The following is an 18,056-nucleotide window of genomic DNA, read 5'->3' as shown; positions in this document are numbered from 1 at the left end:
CCGGCATGAAAAAGGGCGGCACGTGGCCGCCCTTTTTGCCGGTCGAAATCGCAATCCTCATTGCACCGTCAGTTCAACCCGCTCTCCGGCCTTCACGGTCACGGCGCCTTCCTTCTTGCTGTTGTCCGACTTCTCCGAAACCACGGCGTAATCGCCGGCCGCTATCGTGGCCTGATACTTCTCGTCATAGGCATAGCCGATCGACTTGCGATTGCCATTGATGTCCTTCTTCGTCTCGAAGATCTCGATCTTGGAGGTGCCAGGCGCCGTGATTGCCAGCACGCCGGCATTCATGGCGACCTTGAGGTCCTGGAACTCGCCGACCTTGACGCTGAAAGGCTGTTCCACGACGGCGAGATCGACCGTCGCGATCAGCACATAGTCATCGGGCGGCAGATCGAACTTGCTGTCGGGGCCATAGGCATAGGTGACCTCGTCGCGGGTGCCATCGATCTTCTTCTTGGCCTTGAGCACCTTGAAGCCGGTGCCTGAACCGTCAGCCTTGTCGCCGCCGGCCACATAGTATGCGTTGGCAACGACATGGCCGACGCCGACGATTATGTCCTTGTCGATCACCCTGCCCGCGGCAAGCAGGATCGTTTCGGTGACCACGCCCTGTCCGATCGTGACGGTCACTTTCTCGTCGCCGGCCGGCAACACGACTTTCGTGTCTCCATAATAGGTCGGAGGGTTGTCGACGCCCGGATAGGCGATCACGACAGCCGCCCCGCTGGCCACATCGGCACCTTGGCTCGGACGCGGATGCAGGATGAGTGTGCCGGCATTCAAGGTGAACAGCGGCTTGTAGACCTGGCCCGCCTCGATCTTGATCTTCTGCTCCGTCTTGGCCTCACCGTCGCGCGCGACGACGATGTAGTCGCCCGGTTCCAGATTGGCTTTGTAGTCGCTGTATTCGGTGGTGACGTTGTCGCCGCGCGTGCCGTCCGATTTGGCCTTGTAGACTTCCCAGGCATTGCCGTCGGTGACAGGATCGCCGCCCTCGGCCAGCACCACGGTCGGCATGAAATTGAACTCGGGCTTCGCCGGCTCGGGCGCTGGTGCCGGAGCGAGGGCCGGTGCTGGCTCGGGCGCCGGTGCCGGCGCCGCGACGGTCTCGACCAGCGCTTCCTGCAGCGCCTTCTCGTCGGAAGCCTGGATGTATTTGCCGCCGGTGTTGTCCGCGAGGCAGGCAATCTGCTTGCCTTCGTCGGCGGTCAGGCCGAAGCCGACGACGTCGGCGGTGAAATCGACGCCGGAGGCTTCGAGTTCCTTGCCCAGCGCACAAGGGTCGCCGCCGCACGTTTCGAGCCCATCGGTGATAAGAACGACAGTTGCCTTGTCCTCGGTGTATTTCAGCGCTTCGGCCGCCTGCTTGACGGCTGCCGTCAGCGGCGTCTTGCCGAGGAACTTCATGCTGTCGGCGGCTGCCGAGATGGCGCTTGCCGAGCCCGCCTGGGGCGACACGATCAGTTGGATGTCGTCGCAGCTGCCTTTTTCGCGATGGCCATAGGCCATGAAGCCGATCTCGTCGTCGGCGGGAACCGATTGAAGCACGGTCCTCAGCGATTCGCGGGCGATTTCCAGCTTGGGCTTTCCGTCGATCTGCGCCCACATCGATCCCGACGCGTCGAGGATGATGATGACCTTGTTGGCGGCAAAGCCGAATGTCGTCGTCGACAAAAGGAGGATCGCCGCAGCGACGCTCCGCGCAAGTATCGCCATCGAAATCTCCTGAGTTAGCCACCCCGTCCGCTGGCCGAAGCTATTTGAGCGCGTGCAGGGACACAAGCCACCGCTATCAGCGATAGCTCGCATAGGGCCCGTGCGTACCCAATTCAGTATGTCGTGCGGCGCTCTTCCGAGGGCGGGCGGCCAAACTGCAGCCGATAGCTCTGGGCAAAATAGGAATGCGAGGTGAAGCCGGTCGCGATCGCCACGTCGAGGATCGGCATGTTGGTCTGGCGCAGCAATTCGCGCGCGCGCTCCAGCCGCAGCCGCATGTAGTAGCGCCCCGGCGTGACGTTGAGATGGCGCAAAAACAGCCGCTCCACCTGGCGCACCGAGAGGCCCGCCGACTTGGCGAGCTGTACCGCCGACAGCGGCTCGTCGAGATGGTCGGCCATCAATTCGACGATGCGTCGCAACTTCTCCGACTTGCCGGTGAGGTCACGCTCCGGCCCGACGCGCTGGCGGTCTCCAGCGGAGCGGATGCGCTCGTGCTGGAACTGGTTGGCGACGCCATTGGCGAGGTTGGAGCCGAAATCGCCACGCACGATCTCCAGCATCAGATCGATCGAGGTGGTGCCGCCGGCGCAGGTGTAGCGTTTGCGGTCGATCTCGAAGACGTTGCCCGTGCAGTTGATGTCGGGAAAGCGCTCGACGAAGCCGGCGCGGTTTTCCCAATGGATCGTGCAGCGATAGCCTTCGAGCTGGCCAGCCTCGGCCAGCAGGTAGGATCCGACCGACAAGGCACCAAGCGCGTTGCCGCGCCGGCCCCAGCTGCGCAAGGCGGCCAGAACCTTGCTCTTGCCCGGAAATTCTGTCGTCAAGCCGACCGAGACGAAGAGAATATCGACCGGCGGCAGGTCGGCGACGGCGTAGTCGATCTTGAGCGGCAGGCCGTTGGAAGCCATCACCGGGTCACCATCGGCCGACACAGTTGTCCAGCCGTAGAAGTCGCGACCGAGCAGGCGGTTCGCCGACCGGAACGTATCGATCGCGGCGGCCAGCGAGAACATCGAAAACTTGTCGACCAGCAGGAAAGCGAACTGCCGGCCGCCTTGAACGGGATCATTCGTGACCGGCCGTTCCGGGGAAATAGTGGGGTTCGGCAAAGCTGCGGCTTTCAGGGTCAACCCGGGCTCAGAAGGAAGGCCGCTTCAGTCCGGCCGCAAGGTAGGCCGAAGCTAACGTATTGGCCATCAACATGGCAATGGTCATCGGCCCGACGCCGCCGGGCACCGGAGTGATCGCGCCGGCCGCCCTGGCCGCTTCGGCATAGGCGACATCGCCGACGAGACGCGACTTGCCCTCGCCTTTCTCGGGCGCGGGAATGCGGTTGATGCCGACATCGATGACGGTGGCGCCAGGCTTGACCCAGTCACCCCTGATCATTTCCGGCCTGCCGACAGCGGCGACCAGGATGTCGGCCGTGCGGGCAAGCGCCGGCAGGTCCTTGGTGCGGCTATGCGCGATGGTGACGGTGCAGTTGGCGGCAAGCAGCAGATTGGCCATCGGCTTGCCGACGATGTTGGAGCGGCCGACGACAACGGCGTTGAGGCCGGACAGATCCTTGCCGCGCACGCGCTCGATCAAAAGCATCGAGCCGGCGGGCGTGCAGGGAACGAAGGCCGTGTCGAGTTCACCGGTGCCGAGCTTGCCGACATTGATAAAATGGAACCCGTCGACGTCCTTGTGCGGCGCGATCGCCTGGATGATCTTGCCGGCATCGACATGGGCTGGCAGCGGAAGCTGGACCAGGATGCCGTTGATTTCAGGATCGGCGTTGAGTTCGGCGATGAGCTTGAGCAGCGCCTCTTGGGACGTTTCCGCCGGCAGCGTGTGCTGAAGCGAATGAAAGCCGCATTCCTTGGCGGTACGGGATTTGGAGGCGACATAGACCTGGCTCGCCGGATCCTCGCCGACGATGACCACGGCCAGACCTGGCTTGGCCTGGCCCTTGGCGACCAGCTCGGCAGTCAACGCCTTGACCGTCCGCACCACGTCTTCGGCAACGCTTTTTCCGTCAATCACTTCGGCCATGCCACCCTCAACATCGTTCCGCCCAACGCCGCTTCGAGAACATAATGCCGCGGCGCAGGCAATCTGCAGCGCGGCATTGTCACGAAAATACAAGCTCGCAATCCCGTCAAAGCGCCTTCCCATGCCGTTTACGCGAAACCGGCACGGTTTTGTTCGGCCTCCGCAGCCTATCTGATGGTTCAGAAGTAGCGGCGGCGGGTGCGGTTTTCCGTGAGTTCGCGGACCGCTTCGCGGAATTCACGCAGGCTGGCGCGAATCTCTTCGACCGATGCTTGTTCGCCACCCTCCTCGACCGGGGTCGGCCTCGCGGGCGGGGCGGCCGGTGGCTGCGCCGGAGGAGCGGGCGGCGGCGGATACGGCATCTGCGCCGCATAAGGTCCCGCTGAGCTTTGCGTGGAGGGATGGCCCGCTTGCGACCAGGGCTGCGCCTGGGGGTAGCCCAACGGCTGTGCATAGGGAGAGGACGGAAACGGGGGAGCCGGGTACGTTGCCTGTTGCGGCATTAGGGGCGAGCGCGAAGGCAAGGTCATCCTCCGCCCATACCCCGCATCGGGGCCCGGCTGGAAGGGTGACTGCGAATAATCCAGGCCGGCCGCCTGCCGAGGCCCGAAACCGGACTCCGGATGGCCAGGAAATAGCGGAGCGTTGACAGGCCGTCCGTTGTCGGCGAAGGCGGGCAGGCCGAACCCGCTGGAGATGTCGTCGTCGGCTTCGGCGGACGGCTTGCGGGACATGGCCTTGCGCATTCTCGACATAAGTGCGCCGATCCTCCCGGAGCTTTCGGCGGGAGCGGCCTCGGTCCGCGTGACCGGCGGCGGTGGTGCGGGCGGCGGCGGCACAGGCGCTGCCGCCATCGGTGGCTCTGGCGGAGGCTCCGCCCGGAATGCCTGCTCCTCGCGAGGCGCTCTCTGGTCAGCCAACTTGCGTTCGTCCACCTTGCGCTCGCGGCGTGAGCGCGCGCTTGCCGTCTCGCGCAGGCTGTCATAGGTGCCACGCAGAGCGCCAACGCCAACGCCGGCGGCAAGGCCAAGCAGCAGGCCGGCCAGCGCCACCAAGGCCCGTGAGGGTCCATTTGGCTCGAGTGGAGCCTGGGCGGGAGTGATCACATTGATGTTGGTCGTGTTGATGCCCGTCTGTTCACCAGTCTCCTTGGCGCGCAAGAGATATTGTTCGTAGACGGAACGCTTGGCGGTGGCCTCACGCTCCAGTTCCCGCAGGGCAACCAGGTCGCTGTTGACGTCGCCGCTTTGGACCTTTGCCTGGGCCAGCCGGGAAGCGAGGTCCTGTTCGAGCTGAACCGCGCGCTTCAAGTCGACCTGCAGCGAAGAGGCGATGCGGCGCAGTTCAGCCGCGATGCGCTCGCGCGCGCCGGCGATCTGGGCGTCGAGGGCCTGGAGTTCTGGATGACGCGGTCCCAGCCGGACCGCGGCACGATCGGCCTCCTGCTTCAGCGTTGCATATTGCGAGCGCAGATCGCTCATGGCGTTGGAGTTGATCTCTTCCGGCAACGTGCCGGTCAGAACGGAATTGACATCCAGCGAACGCGCCGACGCTGCCCGGGCATTGAGTTCCAGCGTGCGGGCGCGGGCGACCGAGAGCTGCTCGTTGAGCTTCAGCATTTGATCGTCGCTGATCAGATGGCCTTGCGCGTCGACCAGGCCATGCGTGGCCCTGAAATCCTCGACCTTGCGCTCGGCCGCCTCGACCCCCTTGCGCAGATCATCGAGCTTGGACGTCAATTCGTTCGTCGCGCGTCCGGCCATGTCGGACTGGTATTTGGCGGCTTCCTGCTGGAAGACGGTCCTCGTCGTATTGGCAATGAGCGCCGACTTGTCGCCGTTCTGGGTCACGGCGCTGACGGAAATGACAAAAGTCTTGCCGCTGCGTTCGACCGACAGGCTCTTGGCCAGATTGCCGACAGCCAGAGCCTGGCGGCGAACCTCATCGACGCCGCCAGGCCCATCGTTGCGCGACACGATCGAGCGGATGAGCGACATGACGCCGAGGCCGCCGGAGCCCTGGCCATTGAATTCCGGATCGTTGACGAGGTTGAGATTCTTGACGACCTGATCGAGAACGGTGCCCGAGGTGAGCATCTTGATCCGGGTTTCGACGACGGCCAGCGCGGCATCGGGCTGGCCTACCGGTTGGGTGAGATCGCGGTCGGAGAGCTTCAGGTCACCCGGCTCGATGATCAGTTCGGTCGTGGCTTCGTATTTCTTCGGCATCGACAAGGCGATGGCAACGCCAAGTCCAGCGCCCAGTATCGTGGTCGCAACGATCAGCAGCTTCGACCTGGCAACGCCGCGAACGACCAGCATCGGATCGATCAGCGGCTTCCACTGCTGACTGTCCGCCCCGCCATTGGAGGACGGGTCGGCTCTGCCCGCAGCGCGGGACCCGATTGCATCGTGGGCGCCACCCGTGCCCGAAGGTTCCTCGGGGGCGGGCCTTGCTTGCGGCATGTCGGGTGGCAAATCGCCGGTGCCGGTTTCCCCCCGCGAACGCCAGGCGCCCTCGGATACAAACGGCTGCTCCTCGTCCAGGCGAGACCGTTCGGCGTTATCGGCTGCCGACCGAGGCGGGCTCGCCTTCGTCTCGCGACGGGAACGAGCTAGGCGATGGCGCGTGGCGGCATCCTCGCGCCATGAGGGGTCCGCGCGGTCTCCTATCGACACCAGCGAAGCATCGTCCTCGCCACGCACGGCTTCGCCAAGCGCCAGCAAGGAGCGCTCGCGCTTCCAGTCTTCACGGTTTTCCCTGTCGACCATGTCGTGGAGCTTTACTCTTGGCCGCTTGGCAGCGGCGGTCGGCCATTCGTTAAGTCACGCTAAACAGGCATAGGAAACAAAAAGTTAATTTTCGAAAGAGGCGGCAAGAATTCACGCCATGGTTGCAACAATTTTCAACACTACTGAAAGCTTCAGAACGGCGCGTTAAACTTTCCAGCCTATGCATTTTCCTCGACGTATGACTGAGGCCAGCGACATACCGCAAAGGCGGACCTTCGCGCGGATCGGCACCTTGATGGCCGAACGGCGGGGGCTGGTGCGCGACTATTTTTCGGCGATCAGCGGCGCCGGCGGGCGACTGGTGTTTTCACTCGCCTATTTCATCGCGCTCGCCAATACGCTGTCGATCGCAGAGTTCGGCATGTTCGCCACCGCCTCGGCGGCCGGCGTCATGCTGTCGAGGCTTCTCGCCTTCGGTTTCATTTCGGCACTCTACCGCACCGCCACCATCCGCCCCAATCTGATCGGCACGTTCACAGCGGGTTTCCTGCTGCTCGGCGCCGTCTCGCTGCCGCTTTTGGTCCTGGCCTCGTTCGGCGTCTACCTGATCTTCTTTGCCGGCACTGTGCCGCTGTCGGTATTCACGGCCATCGTTTTTGCCGAGGCACTGCTGTGGCGGCCGGTGGAAGTGGCGCTGATCGTCAACAACGGGCTGGGCAAATTCGGCCGTGCAGCCGTGCTGGCGATCCTGGCCACCGCACTGCGGGCGCTTGGCGCGGTGTTGTTCATGGTCTCGCCACAGCATGGCATTTGGATGTGGTCGTGGTTCTACATAGGGGCCAACGCCGCCTCGCTGCTTTTGGCTTTCGGCTGGTTCTATCCACGCCAGCGGCTGCGGCTGCGCATCGAACTCTATCTGCGGCGGCTCGCCGATTCCATCTATGTGGCCGGCGCCGAGGTGTTGTTCTACCTGCAATCGGAATTCGACAAGCTGCTGGTGCTGGCGATCGGCGGCCCGCATTTGGCCGGCATCTATGCCATCATCATGCGGCTCGTCGACCTGACGGCGATCCCCATCCGTACTTTCTCCATGATGCTCGTGCAGCGCATGATGCGCGCGCCGGAGCTGCTGTCGCGCCTTGCGATAAAGAGCGGCATCGAGGGCGGCGTGTTCCTCGTTTCAACGCTGGCGCTGGCAGCGCTTGGCATCGTGCTGCATTTCTTTCCCAACGCGCTCGGCAGGAATGTTTCCGAGGCCGCACCCCTGGTGGCGCTGGCGATCTGCGTGCCTGGACTGCGCAACCTGGTCGAATATCAGGCCGAGCTTCTTTTCGCGCGCGGCCAGACGCTGGTGCGGGCGCTCAATCTCGGCCTGCTCGCCGCCCTCAAGGCGCTGCTGCTGACCTATGTGCTGACCACCATTTCCGAAACATCTGATCTGGTGCTGTCGCTCAACATTGTCTTCCTGCTGCTCTACCTCGCGTCCATGCTGCTGACCTATTCGGCGCTGCGCAGACCGGCCAAGGCAATCTAGGACAAATCAGCGATCAAGCCCGATCAGGCGTCGGATCCGGCCTATATCGGTGCCGATAAAGGACTGCATGCCGATCGCCACCTGCTCTGGCGCCATGCCGGCGACGAAGCGGCGGAACTCGTCGTCCGACAGCGCCTCGCCCGTCCAGTGGACGCGGCAGAATTCTTCCGAACCGTGGAAGTGGCCGGCTCCGTCCAGCAAATCGTCGACGTAGCGTCCGTAGATCATGCATTCGGAGAATTTGCGCGCCGAGCCGATGACCTCGACCCAGTCGCGGCCATGGACCTTTTCGATCCGGCCGCACATGGCAAGCACCGTGTCGCGGCGCCATGCGATCAGCGTCGAGATATAATCATGGACCGATGTCCGGGACGAATCGATGCCAAGCGCCGTTCCGGCATTGCGCGACCACAAGCGATGCTCGTCATGGCCGTCATCGGCGAGCACGCCATCCCGGCGAAACAAACGCGCCTTGCCATCGCGCCAGAAGGCACCGCAATCGAAGGCCTTCAGGAAAGCGACGTCGGAATCGCAGAAGATCAGCACGTCTTCCCCTGCGTGGGCCGATATGGCGATACGGCGCAGCTGCTGCACGTGCCAGCCACGCAGCGGCTGGGTCTTCAGGCTGAGCCAGACGCGGCGGCGAAACAGGCTGAGCGGATCGTCGAAGGCGCGCAGCCAGCGCGGCAGGAGATCCCGCTCATCGACGACCGAACGGCGGCTGGTCTGCAACTGGCGGAAAAGCGCAAGATCGCGATGTTCGACCAGAATGTAGTGGTGCGCGGCACCCGAGACATGCCGGTCAAGCGTTTCGCACAGCAGTCGGCAGCGTTCGAAATCCGGGGCGTAGCTTGCCGTCACAATCGCTGCTGTCGGCGCCTTCGGCAACAGGCCTGGGCCGGCCAGCGGGTCTGGGACGAACCGCTTGTTCAACGAAACTCTCCGGGAGCATCTGCGACGGCCTCGGCGCCGCGCGCCCATTTCTGTTTGACGACCCGCCACAGGAACAGGGGGTTGCCGACCACGTAGCGGCGCCAGAGCCGGCCGGGCTCGACGGCCAGCCGGAACAGCCATTCCAGCCTCAGGCGGCGCATCCACAGTGGCGCGCGCGGCACCGAGCCGCTCAGGAAATCGAGCAGCGCGCCGACCGCGATCGGCAGCGTGCAATGGCGTTCGTCGATGTGACGTTCAATCCACAATTCCTGGCGCGGCACGCCCATCGCGACCAGCAGCATATCAGGCCGTAGCTTTGCGATCCGGTCGATGATCTCCGATTCCTGCGCGGGGGAGAAATAACCGTCGTGAATGACCACGAAGTTGTGCTGTACGGCAAGCGCCGCCAGCTTCACGGACGCCGCCTCGGCGTTGACACGGGTCGCTCCGAGCAGCCCCACCGTCAGCGGCCTCTTGGAAGCCTGCAGGAAGGCCGGCACGAAGTCGGTGCCGTTGAGATTGTCGGGAAACGGCGCGCCGTAGAGAAGCTTCGCGGCGAGATCGACGCCGATGCCGTCCGGCAGGATGAGGAAATCGTCGAGCGCCTCGGCGAACACCGGGTCGGTGTGGGCGATATTGGCATTGTGGGCGTTGAGGAAACTAACCTTGGTGAAGCGCCGCTCGGCGATCAATCGGTTCAGCAAGGCAATCGCATCGTCCCAGCGGATCGCCAGCACCGGAATGCCGAGAATTGCCTTCAGGCTGTCAAAGCCGAACGCGGCACGGGCGGCGTGCATGTTCATGCAAACACCTCCTGCCGCACGGCGCCGATTTTTTCGAGACCGACACGAACCGCGGCGTCGAGCGCCTTGACCTGCCGGCGATGGAAGGTGCTGCCATCGACATCGTTGATGTCGGCCGCGGCTGCCTCCAGGGCCTTGGCGAAGCCGGCCGGATCGTCGGTGACGACGCAATTGTCGGGGCGATGACCGATACCGCGCAGCGACCGGCTGGTGGCGACCGAGGGCAGGCCAAGCTCGAAGGTCTCGATGGTCTTCAGCTGCACGCCGCTGCCCGCGGTGCTGATCAGCGGGATGACGGCCGCGCCGCGCACGAAAGCCCTGGCATCCGCGACACGGCCGACAAACTCGACGCCCGGATGCGCGGAGGTGACGCTGGAAGGCATGTGACCCGCTATGCGGATGCGGAAACCAGGCCGCAGATGCGGCACCACCTTACCCAGGAACCAGTCGAGGCCGATGCGGTTCGGCTGCCAGGTCCAGGTGCCGATCAGGGCCGCGTCACAGTCGATCGCGCGCCGGCCGTTCCGGACTGGCGCCGTGGCGCAGGTCACCAGCGGCAGCACCGCCGAACGATCATCCGAGGCGACGCCAAGTGCCCCGCGATCCTCCTCGGCCAACGTGAAGACAAAACGCGCGCGGCGGCAGAGGCGCTCTTCGACCAGTTTGAGCAGCCTTGCCTCGCGCCGAAACAGCAGGCGCTGGAAAATGCCGGCGGCGGCAACGGCGTTCTCCCGCGCCGAGAGATGCTCGACATTGTGGGCGACGAAAATCGAAGGCCGGTCTTCGAAGACCCGTTCGAAAGCACCGGCGAACTGCACGGAATTCAGCACATAGCCATCGAACGGACCGGCTCGTTCGAGGGCGGCCTGAACATCGTGGCTGGACACCGCACGCAACTTGACCGACGCGAAGGTCAGGCCTGAAAACATCGCCTTGCCGACCCAGACAAGCTTTTGCAGCGGCGAAGCACTTTCGGTGCGCACGTCGACCGCCCCCAGCACCACGGTATTTTCGGGATCGGCCGCGGCTTTTCCGGGCCAGGTGAAGCCGACGACCGTGACGCGCGCGCCGGCGCGCCGCAGGGCGGCGATAATCGCGGCGTTGGCTATCTCGTAGCCCGAGGCGAGAGCACCGTCGGGCACGATCGATGTGGCGAACAGCAGATGCATCTTACCTATCCTGTGGTGTAGCCGGTAGCAAAGCGCGGTGAACCCTTGATTAAACGAGCACGATCAACGCCCCAAAACCCACGTCTGGCGGGCCTCTCCGTGCAAGGTGATTAACGAAACCTTATCATCGTGGTGCTACCAGAACGCGACTCACGACGCGGCTGGACACGGATGATCCCTTTGCCATTGGACGGTTCGGTATCGATCGCGGGACGATCTCGCCTGCTCGACGTGGAGGCCGTCGAAGCGATCGTCACCTTGCCGACGTTCAAGCGGCCGCAACAGGTGCTGGAGACACTGGCGTCGCTTCGCGCGCAGCAAACCGACAGGCGCTTTGCCGTCATCCTCATCGAAAACGAGGCCGAGGCGCGGGAGGGCGCCAAGGCGGTGCTGCCGCTGTTCGAGCGCGGCGAGATACCGGGCATGGTCATCATCGCGCATGAGCGCGGCAATTGCAGCGCCTACAATGCCGGCTGGCAGACGGCGATCCTGCAGTTCCCAAACTTCAAGCATCTTCTGGTCATCGACGATGACGAGACCGCCGATCCGCAATGGCTGGAGCGGATGTGCCACGCCGCCGAAACGCTCGCCGCCGACATCGTCGGCGGCCCGCAGGTGCCCGTTTTTGCCGATCCTGCCCATGCCAAATGGGCCGAGCATCCCGTCTTCGCACCCCCCTACCGGGAGACGGGACGGGTGCCCGCGCTCTATTCGTCCGGCAATCTTCTGGTCGGGCGCAACGTGCTGACCGCGATGGGGCCGCCCTTCCTCGATCTCAGATTCAATTTCATGGGCGGCGGCGATTCCGACTTTCTCAGCCGGTCGGCGCAACGCGGCTTCGTGCTGGGCTGGTGCGCCGAAGCCAAGGTGCGGGAGACCGTTCCGGCCAGGCGGGTCGAGACCGACTGGATCCGCGCCCGCAGCCTGCGCAACGGTGTCATCTCGACACTGGTGGAAAAGAAGAGGCGCGCCGGCATGCCGTTCGCCGGCGCCAAGGTATTCGCCAGGAGCCTGGCGCTGCTTGCCGCCTCGCCGCTTCGCGGCATCATGCGGCTGGCGCGCACGGGATCCCCGGCGGTCGCCATCTACCCCGTCCATGTGGCGCTCGGCCGCGTGCTGGCCGAATTCGGATATGCCAATGAGCAATATCGCCAGCCTGAGAAGAACTGAGCGCGCGCCGCTCAGCGCCGCGTTCACGCGCGGGGGCGTGGCGACCGCGATCGCCGCGCTGCTGTTCACCGTCATCATGGTGTCCTTCCGCCCGTTCCAGCCGGCCGGCGCCGAACTCACCGGCGAAGGGGGCGACATCGTCAATCAGCTCGGCTTCGGCTCGCTCGGCGGGATTTCGATCTTCGCGCTGATGGCCTTCGCCGATCCGCGCGTCGTGCGCTCGCTGCTCAGCCCATCCTGGATACTGATGCTGGGCTTCTTCTTCCTGTCGGTGGTGCTGGCGACCGATCCGCCCTCGGCAATGCGCGCGGCGTCCTTCACCATGATCGGCATCCTGACGATGGCGACGATTCTGGCGCTACCCCGCGACGCGGAGTCCTTCTCCAGGGTCATCATCTTCACCGCGGTCGTGGTCATGGGCCTGTCCTATCTCGGCCTGATCGTCTTTCCGCACGAGGCGATGCACACGGCTGACTCGCAGGAGCCCGAACATGCCGGCTTGTGGCGCGGGGTGTTCACCCACAAGAACATCGCCGGCCCGATCATGGCCTGCTTCAGCTTCGCCGGGCTTTATCTCTACCGGCGCGGCCAGCGCTGGTGGGGCGCGGGTATCTTCTGCGCGGCGATGATCTTCATGCTGCACACCGGCTCCAAGACCACCGCCGGGCTGGTGCCGTTCTCGATCCTGATCGTGATGTTTCCGAGCCTGATGGGCATGCGGCTCGGTACGCCGATCCTGTTCATGCTGGCGATTATCGCCACGGCGGTCGGCACGCTGGGCATCGTCTTCCTGCCGCCGGTGAAGCATCTGGCGGCCATCTACTTCCCCGACCTCACCTATACCGGCCGGACGACACTGTGGGAGTTCGCCGGCTCGATGCTGGCGAAGAAGCCGTGGACCGGCTACGGTTATGAGAGCTTCTGGGGCACGCCGCTGCTGCTCAACCAGGACCAACCCTTCGATCGCCCGTGGGACATCAGGACCATCGTGCACGGCCATGACGGCTATCTCGACATCGCGGTGCTGATGGGCATCCCTGCCCTTTGCGTGGCGGTCTACACCTTCCTCATCGCACCATTGCGCGACTATATGCGCATTCCGCCGCGCAAGGAGAACATCTATCTCGGCGATTTCTTCATGATGGTGGTGCTGTTCACCGCACTCAACGCCTTTCTCGAGAGCTTCTTCTTCCATCGCGGTGATCCGGTCTGGCTGTTCTTCGTGCTCGGCGTGCTGGGCCTCAGGCAAGTGTCGTTGCGGCCGATCGCGGTGCGCACGCCTGTTCAGCGGTCCTGAGAGGGCTTCCCCACCGACCCGCGAGCGTCTATGTCATGGCCTTTCCTCGGAGGGCTCTCGATGACGATCAGGCTTGTTCTCGCCGGTTGCGGCAATATGGGTTACGCCATGCTCTCGGGCTGGCTGAAGTCCGGCAAGCTTGCACCCTCGGCGGTTTTAGTGGTCGAGCCCAATGCCGAGCTGCGCGATCGCGCAGTGGGGCTTGGCTGCGGCTCGGCAGCGGATGCCGGGGCCATTCCGGCGGATGCCGTGCCCGATCTGGTCGTCATCGCGGTGAAACCTCAGGTGATCCGCGACGTCACCGCCGCGTACAAGCGCTTCGGCGATGGACGCACCACTTTCGTCAGCATTGCCGCCGGCACGCCGTCCGCCACCTTCGAGGACATCCTCGGCAACCGCGCCCCCGTTGTGCGGTGCATGCCCAACACGCCGGCGGCCATCGGCAAGGGCATGATGGTGGTGTTTTCCAATCCCTTGGTTTCCGCCGACGCCAAGCGCTTCGTCGCCGACCTTCTGTCGGCCAGCGGCGAAGTGGCCACTATCGACGACGAGGGCCTTATGGATGCGGTGACCGCCGTGTCCGGATCGGGTCCGGCCTATATCTTCCATTTTATCGAAGCGCTGACGGTGGCCGCAGAGAAGGCCGGCCTGCCGGCGGCGACCGCCAGGCTGCTCGCCATGCAGACCGTCTACGGCGCGGCCTCGCTCGCCGCCGAAAGCCGCGAGGACCCGGCTATGCTGCGCAAGCAGGTGACCAGCCCCAACGGCACAACGGCGGCGGCGCTTGGCGTGCTGATGGGCGATGACCGGTTGACCAATCTCCTTACGCAAGCGGTGGAAGCGGCGCGGCTGCGGTCGATCGAACTAGGGAAATAGAGCAGACTCCCTAGGCCAGATCGGTATGCGAGAAGTCGTTGCCTTTGTAGAGCAGAGCAGAGCCGCGGCCCTTTGCGCAAGCATAGGACAGGCAATCGGCCAGGTTGAGTTGGGCGGGATGCCCGCGTCCTTTTCCATAGTCTGAAAAAGCTTGGACCGCGAGCTTGGCGTCGCCGGCGTCGATGGGAACGATTTCGATTTCGGCCTCGCGCAGAAAAGCCTCTATCGCCACTTCAGCGACGAGCGGCTCGACGGCCAGCATAGTTGAAAGCCGCATAGCCGCTTCGAGCACCACCAGCGCGGAAGTAATCCTGCGAGGTGCTACCGCGATGCGGTTGCTCCACTCGCCAGCATCTCCTTCTCCCGAAAGAATTGCGACGACCACCGAGGTGTCGACAAACATCAGGAGTGGCCCCACATCTCATCGATCTCATCCTTGTGTACGGGCCGGCCGCCCTGGCCAGCTCTGGCTTTGAGTTCATCGGCGATGGCAGCCAGCCGCTGCGCCAACGGAGCGCGTCCACTTTCCCGTTTCAGTTCGGACTCAAGAGCTTCGATCACCGCCTCGGTCATCGAAATCTTGCGTTTGGCGGCGAGCCGCTGTGCCAGTTCACGTGCACGCGGGTCCCTGATCTGGAGGTTCATTGGTCGATCCTCGGCGTCATCTGCCATTACAATATAGCGCATCTGTCATGACAGCGCCACAACGGGCTTGTTTCCGTACAGCATCTCGTCCTGCAGGCGGCGCAGCGCGAACAGACTGGTCGTCCGGTCAGGCGCTGCATTGTCGGTGGTCAGCAGTGCACCTTTCCTGACCGGCTTCAGCACCTTGCCGCCCTCAAGCAGGCCGACCGGCACGGCGCGCTGGGAACGCGCGTCGCCGACGGTCATGGTCCAGGAGCGATAGCAGGTCTCGCCGATCGCATCGAAGGTCTCGCCGGCGGCGAGATCGCGCTTGGCGACGGCGCAGACCTCGGCAACCGGCCGCGGCAGCGGCACCATGTCGGGCTTGCCGAACAGCACGATGCGAGCGGCCGTCAGCGGCACCTCCAGTGAGGTCAGATGGTAGGGCCGGAACAGGCTGTAATAGGGACCGCGGCCGATATGCAGGTCGTCCATGCGTTCGATGATGCGCGGATGCGTCGCCTCGACGATGACGAAGACACCGGGCGCCACACCCTTGCCGATGGTGTAGTCGACGACGCCTTTTTTCAGCAGGAGGCCACCATCCTCGCGCGGGATCAGCACCTTGACGAGGTCATCGCGGTCAGCCTTGGGACCATGCATGCCGGGCACGTCGGGCACCAGCCCGGTGGCATTGGCGATGGCGCACATCTCGACCATGGTCTTGGAACCGTCGACGAACTCGACCAGCATGCGCGGGTTCATGTTGCGGCGGGTCGCTTCCTCGCGATAGTCGTCGGGCACCGCGTTGTGATTGAGCGGGTTGTTCTTGCCCTTGCCGGCCGAGACGATGGTAAGGCCGAGTGCGGACGCGAACTCGATCAGTTCCATGCAGCTCGACGGCTCGTCGCCGGCGCCGACCGAATAAACCACGCCAAGCCGGTCGGCCTGCTGCTTGAGGTAACAGCCGATGGTGACGTCGGCCTCGACATTCATCATCACCAGGTGCTTGCCGTGCTCCATCGCCATCAGGTCGAAATCGGCGGCGACGCCCGGCTTGCCGGTGGCGTCGATGACGACATCGATCAGTGGGTTGGTGACCAGCATCTCGTTCGAGGTGATGGCTATTTTTCCAACCTCGATCGCCGCGGTGACTTTCGACGCGGTGTCGGCTTCGACCGCCATCGCCTCGTCACCGTAGGCGATGCGGATGGCGTCACGCGCGGTGTGCGGGCGCCGGGTCGAGACGGCGCAAACCGCAATGCCGGGCATCAGCATGCCTTGCGTGACGAGGTCAGTGCCCATTTCGCCGGAGCCGATGATGCCGATGCGCACCGGGCGGCCCTCGGCGGCACGTCTGGCGAGATCGCGGGCAAGCCCGGTCAAGGCGACATTGGTCATGCGGAATGTCCACAGCTTCTTGGTCTGGACGCGAATTAGCAGGGACCATTCCCCTGTGCCAACAAAACCGCTCGCGACCGGCGATTTCCAACGAAAATGACCCGTGACAAGCGTCGTCGCCTTGGCCGATTGGCCCAAAGGCTTGCCAATTGACATTGTCGCGAACAGTCTCAATAAAAACATTCGTTTGCCAACAAAGGCAAATGTTCATCGAGACAACCGCTCGGAGGGGCACTCGTCTCGCGGCATCTGGGGAGTGCCTTTGCGCTAAGGTGGCGGCAGAGGCTGAGAGAAAGGAGCACCGCGAAGCTTTAGGCTCGGGGCTCCAGGGGAGGAAGAATGGATACTCTACTCGCTGGCCTCAAGGGGGCCATCGACACGCTCGGCGCGACAATCCTGCTGCCGATCGTCATTTTCATCATTGCCGTGGTTTTGGGCGCCAAGGTCAGCAAGGCCTTTCGCGCCGCCGTCACCATCGGGGTCGCCTTCATCGGTATCAACCTTGTGCTTGGCCTGATGTTCACGTCGATCGGCGACGTCGCCAAGGCCATCGTCACCAACACCGGCATTCATCGCGACATTATCGACGTCGGCTGGCCCTCGGCGGCCGCCATCGCCTTTGGCTCCTCGGTCGGGCTTTGGGTCATCCCGGTCGGCATCCTGGTCAACATCGTGCTGTTGCTGACGCGCATGACGCGCACGCTCAATGTCGACGTCTGGAATTTCTGGCACTTCGCCTTCGTCGGCTCGCTCGTCGTCGCCGCCACCGACAATCTGGCCTACGGCATTGCCATCGCGGCCCTGGTTGCGGCGCTGTCGCTGCTGTTCGCCGATTGGTCGGCGCGCGCGGTGCAGCAATTCTACGGCGTTCCCGGCATTTCGGTGCCGCATCTCGCCTCGGCGCAAATCCTGCCGATCGCCATCATCCTGAACTGGATCATGGACCGCATTCCCGGCATCAACCGCATCAACATCAACACCGAAACCATCGAGCGCCGCTTCGGCGTGTTCGGCGAACCGGTCGTGCTCGGCCTGATCATCGGCCTCGTGCTCGGCGCCATCGCCTTCTACAATGCCGGCGATCCCGGCACGGTGCTGGCCAAGGTGCTGGGCACCGGTATGACACTTGCCGCGGTCATGCTGCTGCTGCCGCGCATGGTGAAGATCCTGATGGAGGGCCTGATCCCGGTTTCCGACGCGGCGCAAGAGTTCGTGCGCAAGCGCACCGGCGATCGCGAGCTTCTCGTCGGCCTCGATTCGGCGATCCTGATCGGCCATCCCGCCGCGATCTCGTCGTCGCTGATCCTGGTGCCGATTGCGATCATCCTGTCGGTGATCCTGCCGGGCAATCGCGTCATCCTGTTCGCCGATTTGGCGGTCATCCCGTTCATCGTCGCCATGACCGCGCCGCTGGTCAAAGGCAATGTGTTCCGCATGGTGGTGATCGGCACGGTGACCTTGGCGATCGGCTTCTATGTCGCCAACGCCCTGGCGCCGCTGTTCACCAGTGCGGCCGTCGCGTCGGGCTTCAAACTGCCGGCGGATGCTTTGCAGATCACCTCGGTGGTCGACGGCTTCCTGTGGGTGCCCTATGTGATCATCGAGGCGATCCAGGGACTTGGGCTCATCGGCATCATCGTGATCGCCGTGGTCATCGCGGCGCTGTTCGTGCTCTATCGCCGCAATCCGCTCGGCTGGGAACGGGCGGCGGGCGCCGAGGACGAGCCGGCCGAAGGCACGGCCTGAACGCAAGCG

The 18,056-nt window shown here is 64.1% G+C and carries 15 protein-coding genes; 5 read left to right on the top strand and 10 right to left on the bottom strand.

What is annotated here, in order from left to right; all coding sequences use genetic code 11:
• Positions 1-57: 57 nt before the first annotated feature.
• The 4 genes from LB571_RS08975 to LB571_RS08960 form a co-directional block, all read right to left on the bottom strand.
• A complete protein-coding gene (locus LB571_RS08975; protein WP_224593796.1) occupies positions 58-1,722 on the bottom strand; it encodes a vWA domain-containing protein in 1,665 nt (554 codons plus the stop codon).
• Positions 1,723-1,835: 113 nt separating this feature from the next.
• The gene (locus LB571_RS08970; RefSeq protein WP_032922464.1) at positions 1,836-2,834 is read right to left on the bottom strand and encodes a GlxA family transcriptional regulator; all 999 of its coding nucleotides are present in this window, start codon (positions 2,832-2,834) and stop codon (positions 1,836-1,838) included.
• A gap of 28 nt (positions 2,835-2,862) precedes the next feature.
• Positions 2,863-3,762: a bifunctional methylenetetrahydrofolate dehydrogenase/methenyltetrahydrofolate cyclohydrolase FolD gene (gene folD / locus LB571_RS08965; protein ID WP_140660787.1), complete on the bottom strand. Its 900-nt coding sequence runs from the start codon at positions 3,760-3,762 to the stop codon at positions 2,863-2,865.
• A 179-nt stretch (positions 3,763-3,941) separates the two neighbouring features.
• Positions 3,942-6,533 (bottom strand): GumC family protein, encoded by a 2,592-nt coding sequence (locus LB571_RS08960; protein ID WP_224593794.1) that lies wholly within the window; start codon positions 6,531-6,533, stop codon positions 3,942-3,944.
• Between the two features lie 199 nt (positions 6,534-6,732).
• Between LB571_RS08960 and LB571_RS08955 the strand changes: the two genes are divergently transcribed.
• Complete coding sequence (locus tag LB571_RS08955) at positions 6,733-8,028, top strand: lipopolysaccharide biosynthesis protein (protein WP_015316293.1); 1,296 nt, start codon at positions 6,733-6,735, stop codon at positions 8,026-8,028.
• A 6-nt stretch (positions 8,029-8,034) separates the two neighbouring features.
• Here the strand turns inward: LB571_RS08955 and LB571_RS08950 are convergent, their stop codons facing one another.
• Genes LB571_RS08950 through LB571_RS08940 form a run of 3 tightly spaced genes read right to left on the bottom strand, consistent with a single transcriptional unit; the run spans position 8,035 to position 10,933 of the window.
• On the bottom strand, positions 8,035-8,961 hold the full coding sequence (locus LB571_RS08950; RefSeq protein WP_015316292.1) for a DUF6492 family protein: 927 nt from the start codon (positions 8,959-8,961) through the stop codon (positions 8,035-8,037).
• A complete protein-coding gene (locus tag LB571_RS08945) occupies positions 8,958-9,764 on the bottom strand; it encodes a WecB/TagA/CpsF family glycosyltransferase (protein ID WP_224593791.1) in 807 nt (268 codons plus the stop codon). The genes LB571_RS08950 and LB571_RS08945 overlap by 4 nt, the downstream gene beginning before the upstream one ends.
• On the bottom strand, positions 9,761-10,933 hold the full coding sequence (locus LB571_RS08940) for a glycosyltransferase family 4 protein (protein ID WP_015316290.1): 1,173 nt from the start codon (positions 10,931-10,933) through the stop codon (positions 9,761-9,763). Before LB571_RS08940 ends, LB571_RS08945 begins: the two co-directional genes overlap by 4 nt.
• Positions 10,934-11,104: 171 nt before the next feature.
• On the opposite strand from LB571_RS08940, the gene LB571_RS08935 reads away from it, so the two are divergent.
• The 3 genes from LB571_RS08935 to proC are packed head-to-tail and all read left to right on the top strand — an operon-like array spanning position 11,105 to position 14,276.
• A complete protein-coding gene (locus tag LB571_RS08935) occupies positions 11,105-12,103 on the top strand; it encodes a glycosyltransferase family 2 protein (RefSeq protein WP_224593789.1) in 999 nt (332 codons plus the stop codon).
• The gene (locus LB571_RS08930) at positions 12,072-13,400 is read left to right on the top strand and encodes an O-antigen ligase family protein (protein WP_224593788.1); all 1,329 of its coding nucleotides are present in this window, start codon (positions 12,072-12,074) and stop codon (positions 13,398-13,400) included. The genes LB571_RS08935 and LB571_RS08930 overlap by 32 nt, the downstream gene beginning before the upstream one ends.
• A 60-nt stretch (positions 13,401-13,460) precedes the next feature.
• Complete coding sequence (gene proC, locus LB571_RS08925; protein WP_224593786.1) at positions 13,461-14,276, top strand: pyrroline-5-carboxylate reductase; 816 nt, start codon at positions 13,461-13,463, stop codon at positions 14,274-14,276.
• A 10-nt stretch (positions 14,277-14,286) separates the two neighbouring features.
• On the opposite strand, the gene LB571_RS08920 is transcribed toward proC, so the two are convergent.
• From LB571_RS08920 to LB571_RS08910, 3 genes are read right to left on the bottom strand one after another with little or no spacing between them, the layout of a single operon-like run.
• A complete protein-coding gene (locus LB571_RS08920; RefSeq protein ID WP_015316286.1) occupies positions 14,287-14,679 on the bottom strand; it encodes a type II toxin-antitoxin system VapC family toxin in 393 nt (130 codons plus the stop codon).
• Positions 14,679-14,921 (bottom strand): type II toxin-antitoxin system VapB family antitoxin, encoded by a 243-nt coding sequence (locus LB571_RS08915; protein ID WP_015316285.1) that lies wholly within the window; start codon positions 14,919-14,921, stop codon positions 14,679-14,681. The genes LB571_RS08920 and LB571_RS08915 overlap by 1 nt, the downstream gene beginning before the upstream one ends.
• A 45-nt stretch (positions 14,922-14,966) precedes the next feature.
• Positions 14,967-16,301 (bottom strand): NAD(P)H-dependent oxidoreductase, encoded by a 1,335-nt coding sequence (locus LB571_RS08910; RefSeq protein ID WP_015316284.1) that lies wholly within the window; start codon positions 16,299-16,301, stop codon positions 14,967-14,969.
• A gap of 339 nt (positions 16,302-16,640) precedes the next feature.
• Between LB571_RS08910 and LB571_RS08905 the strand changes: the two genes are divergently transcribed.
• The gene (locus LB571_RS08905) at positions 16,641-18,047 is read left to right on the top strand and encodes a PTS galactitol transporter subunit IIC (protein WP_015316283.1); all 1,407 of its coding nucleotides are present in this window, start codon (positions 16,641-16,643) and stop codon (positions 18,045-18,047) included.
• Positions 18,048-18,056: the final 9 nt, after the last annotated feature.

The sequence above is a fragment of the Mesorhizobium sp. BR1-1-4 genome, from assembly GCF_020165375.1.
In the GTDB taxonomy this organism is placed as follows: domain Bacteria; phylum Pseudomonadota; class Alphaproteobacteria; order Rhizobiales; family Rhizobiaceae; genus Mesorhizobium; species Mesorhizobium australicum.
Note: the sequence above shows the minus strand (reverse complement) of the source record. Positions and strands in the feature narration are given on the sequence as shown.